Origin of the sequence: Enterococcus sp. PF1-24, from assembly GCF_029893325.1 — a bacterium.
Taxonomy (GTDB): domain Bacteria; phylum Bacillota; class Bacilli; order Lactobacillales; family Enterococcaceae; genus HY326.
In genome coordinates this window covers 1-3,526 of sequence record NZ_JARXWL010000062.1, presented here as the reverse complement: position 1 = coordinate 3,526, position 3,526 = coordinate 1, and the positions used below count along the sequence as shown (strand labels likewise).

The window sequence follows — 3,526 nt, the reverse complement described above, 5'->3', positions numbered from 1 at the left end:
CAAAAATTAGACTACAAATCACCGATTGAATATCGGAAATCTGCAATCTAATCAATGCTTTTTTGAATGTGTCCCACTAATTGGGGTCAGTTCCGAGTTTGACGGCTTTTTTTAGTTAATAAAACAATGCTACCGATCTAAATCGGAGTGGATCAATTACTTGGGGGGCGTATTACTAGTACGTCCCTTTTCGTGTATATTATAGCATGATGAAATGAGAATTGCTAGAGAAAGTAATTCAGCATAATAAATAGAAAGAGGTGCAGATTTATGATTAACAATGTTGTTTTAGTAGGAAGACTAACGAAAGATCCGGATTTACGATACACGCAAAGTGGAATTGCGGTCGCAACTTTCACCTTGGCAGTGAATCGTAATTATACAAATCAAGATGGAAATAGAGAGGCAGATTTCATTAATTGTGTGATTTGGCGCAAGTCAGCTGAAACTTTGGCTAATTTTGGACGAAAAGGTGCTTTGATTGGTGTAACTGGTCGACTTCAAACAAGAAATTATGAAAATCAACAAGGGCAAAGAGTCTTTGTGACTGAAGTAATTGCTGATAATTTTCAAATGCTTGAGTCAAAAGATGTTTCGCAACAAAGACAAAATGCTTCTAATGAAAATAACGGAGCAGCGCAAGCACCTGTAGGGGCAAATAGTCAACAAGTAAATGAACAAAAATATCACAGTCCAGAAACTGATCCGTTTCAAAACGCTTCTAATCCGATCGATATTTCAGACGATGATCTTCCTTTTTAATTCATTTCACAATCAGAATGGTATAGTTGCGATTGTGTATGTTTATAGCTTTGTATATTGATTTTTTGTGTAATTGGTATATAATGAAAGTGTAGTTAATAGATATACTAATAATTAGTCTAATTAATATTATTATCCTACTACTTAAACTAAGAGAAAGAGAGGGTGTTAGTTTTGAGAAAGCATATTTTAGGTATTGTAAGTGTTTGTTGTTTAGTAGGATCAATTATTACTCCTGGTATTACTGTACTTGCTGCTGAAGCAAATATTGAAGCTGGCAGTGTTGTCATTGAAGATACTTTAGAACCAGGTGTTTCAATAAGAGAAGATGTAGATGGCTCATTTGTTGTCACTAAATCTGATAATAAAGCTCGTGTATATGTTTCTAAATGGGGAAGCTGGAATTACACCAATATTGCTGTAACAACAGGTGTAGCAGCTAATGCTATTAACGCAGCATTTTATGCTGGATTAGGTGCTTCTGTGGCCATGTTTGGGATTCCTGGTTGGGTTATTGGTGGATTACTAACTGCTGCTAGTTGGACTGAATTAGGATCTTCACCAGGAGTGGCAGTTGCAGACAATTGGGACAAAAATAATAATGGCTGGATTGGGTTCTATATGAGATCTGGTTATGATGCGGCAGGTAGAGTTGTTGCTACTGAGTATAAAACAGAATAATTTAATAGAGATAAGGTTGTGATTATCAATGTATGACAAATGGATTAAATACACAAATAAACATCCTTATTTAAGTGTTATAATAATTGCTGTAATTTCTAGTGTACTTGGAATTTCTGTTGAGTACATGATTAATAGGCAATTTACCGGCAGTGGTTTCGGTGTTACCATAATCTTTATTTTATGGCAATTGGTAACAATTAGTAAAAGTAGGAAAGTCAATAAGTAATAGAATTGAGTGTGCAGATATTTCTGTACACTCAATTTTTGCTGAAGATGTGAAAAGTTTCAAAGATTCATATTGTTAAAACTTAAAAAGAATTGAAAAGTGAGTAAATAGATAATTTTTATATGTGGTGTCTAATTAGGGTGTACCCAAAATAGACATATAGGCTATATTGATAAAATAGTATTTATGGTGTATGATTAGGGTGTGTGATAAATAGAATCCAAAAAGGTGATTAAATGAAAGTTGCATATGCAAGAGTTTCTTCAGAAGAACAAAACTTAGATCGTCAAATTGAAGAGTTTAAAAAATTTGGTGCGGAGAAGTTTTTTATTGAAAAAAAATCTGGAGCAACGATTGATCAACGTCCAGTTTTTCAAGAAGCCTTAAAATTCGTTCGAGACACAGATATTCTAATGGTAGAGGCAATTGATCGTTTAGGCAGAAATTATGATGAAATTATTGATACTGTGAATTTATTGAAGCAAAAGAATGTCCAGCTAATAATTACTAGCTTGCCAATCATGGCTGAAGCAATTGGGAATCCATTATTGGATAAATTCGTAAAAGACCTTATTGTTCAAATTCTGGCCATGATTGCGGAGCAAGAGCGGACTGAATCAAAACGCAGACAGGCTCAAGGAATAAAACTTGCCAAAGAGCGTGGTACATACAGAGGCAGACCAAAATTATATGATGAAAATGCGAAGGATCCTCAAAAAAGAGTCATTTACAAAAATATAGTTAATGATTTAACTGCTGGTGTTGCAATTGCAAAGATTGCAAAAGATTATGGAGTTACTCGTCAAACGGTGTATAGAATAAAAAAAGAAAAAAGATGTTAAAGCTAATTTCTTATAAAAATCGTCATTATTCCTAATTAAAAAAGAAAAATTATTAGAGGTGAGTTAAATGGCACTAGGACTATTTGTAATACTTGCTATGATTTTCATTGTCGTGGGTATAATCACAGTCGTCGCAGGGACAGTTATCGGATTGGGTATTGCAGTATTCGGAGTATTGAAATTTATACTTGATATTGTTTTATTTGTTGTTTTTACTGTTATGTTGTATCTATTTGTTAGTGATTTGTTAGATAAAAGGAAGAAATGAGATATGAAATCAAAGTTTAATAGAACTATCTACGGCGTCAGAGATAGTGAAAGACGCAGTAAGAGTAATTCCTGTGCTAGCTATTTATATAGCAGCTTTTTGGGTAATAGGATATGTTACTTTTCAAAAAATGGATTTCAAATAAGGAGATGATTTAGATGGAAGAGAGTATCTTCAAAATTGTTTTTTCTGTAGCTCCGAGTATTATTCTAATTCTAGGTGGTGTACTATTTAAAAAATTCAAAAGAAAAACTTGGAATAATCCGCTAATACTACTATTTAAAAATGAGAAAGAGCTGGTAAATGAGACAACTGGAAATTTATGGATTGTCGGTGGTGTTATAATGCTTGTTACAGTTATTGTACTTAGACCATTTAGTAGTATATATTTAATTGCTATTTTATATTTGACTACAATAATACTACTCTATATTTTGACCTATTTAATGATTAAAAGAAAAAGGTTGTGAATATTAACAATTAGAAAAAAAGGAAAGTATACATGGAGTGTTTTTTTTAACAAAGCTAAAATGGATCTGGCTATGGAATTGTTAAATCATAAATCAAAAGTCGCTGCGCTGGGAAAAAGTTAGTTTACATAAGATATATTATACAAAGTTGGTATAGACCGGCGTTTGTCAAGTTTAAGCGCAACATCTTAATACTTTCTTAATAACTTTTTGAGTTATTTTCACTGATATTATTTTATCTACTTTCTATCAGTAACTTTTTGAAAATTGTAGA

5 protein-coding genes are annotated in these 3,526 nt (G+C 32.6%); all 5 read left to right on the top strand.

All coding sequences use genetic code 11. The features are described from left to right. Positions 1 to 270 precede the first annotated feature (270 nt). Positions 271 to 762, top strand: a complete 492-nt coding sequence (ssb, locus tag M2139_RS14150) for a single-stranded DNA-binding protein (protein WP_280739501.1) — start codon at positions 271 to 273, stop codon at positions 760 to 762. A 174-nt stretch (positions 763 to 936) separates the two neighbouring features. Beyond that, positions 937 to 1,443: a hypothetical protein gene (locus M2139_RS14145; RefSeq protein WP_280739541.1), complete on the top strand. Its 507-nt coding sequence runs from the start codon at positions 937 to 939 to the stop codon at positions 1,441 to 1,443. Positions 1,444 to 1,908: 465 nt separating this feature from the next. After that, positions 1,909 to 2,514 (top strand): recombinase family protein, encoded by a 606-nt coding sequence (locus M2139_RS14140; RefSeq protein WP_280739503.1) that lies wholly within the window; start codon positions 1,909 to 1,911, stop codon positions 2,512 to 2,514. A 67-nt stretch (positions 2,515 to 2,581) separates the two neighbouring features. Next, positions 2,582 to 2,782, top strand: coding sequence for a hypothetical protein (locus tag M2139_RS14135; RefSeq protein WP_280739540.1), 201 nt, complete (start codon positions 2,582 to 2,584; stop codon positions 2,780 to 2,782). Between the two features lie 158 nt (positions 2,783 to 2,940). After that, entirely contained in the window at positions 2,941 to 3,252 is a 312-nt protein-coding gene (locus M2139_RS14130) for a hypothetical protein (protein ID WP_280739504.1), read from the top strand. Positions 3,253 to 3,526 lie beyond the last annotated feature (274 nt).

Bases quoted from the DNA above. Each gene is read 5' to 3' on its own strand.
- ssb (WP_280739501.1), top strand. From the start codon at position 271: ATGATTAACAATGTTGTTTTAGTAGGAAGACTAACGAAAGATCCGGAT.
- M2139_RS14140 (WP_280739503.1), top strand. From the start codon at position 1,909: ATGAAAGTTGCATATGCAAGAGTTTCTTCAGAAGAACAAAACTTAGAT.
- M2139_RS14135 (WP_280739540.1), top strand. From the start codon at position 2,582: ATGGCACTAGGACTATTTGTAATACTTGCTATGATTTTCATTGTCGTG.
- M2139_RS14130 (WP_280739504.1), top strand. From the start codon at position 2,941: ATGGAAGAGAGTATCTTCAAAATTGTTTTTTCTGTAGCTCCGAGTATT.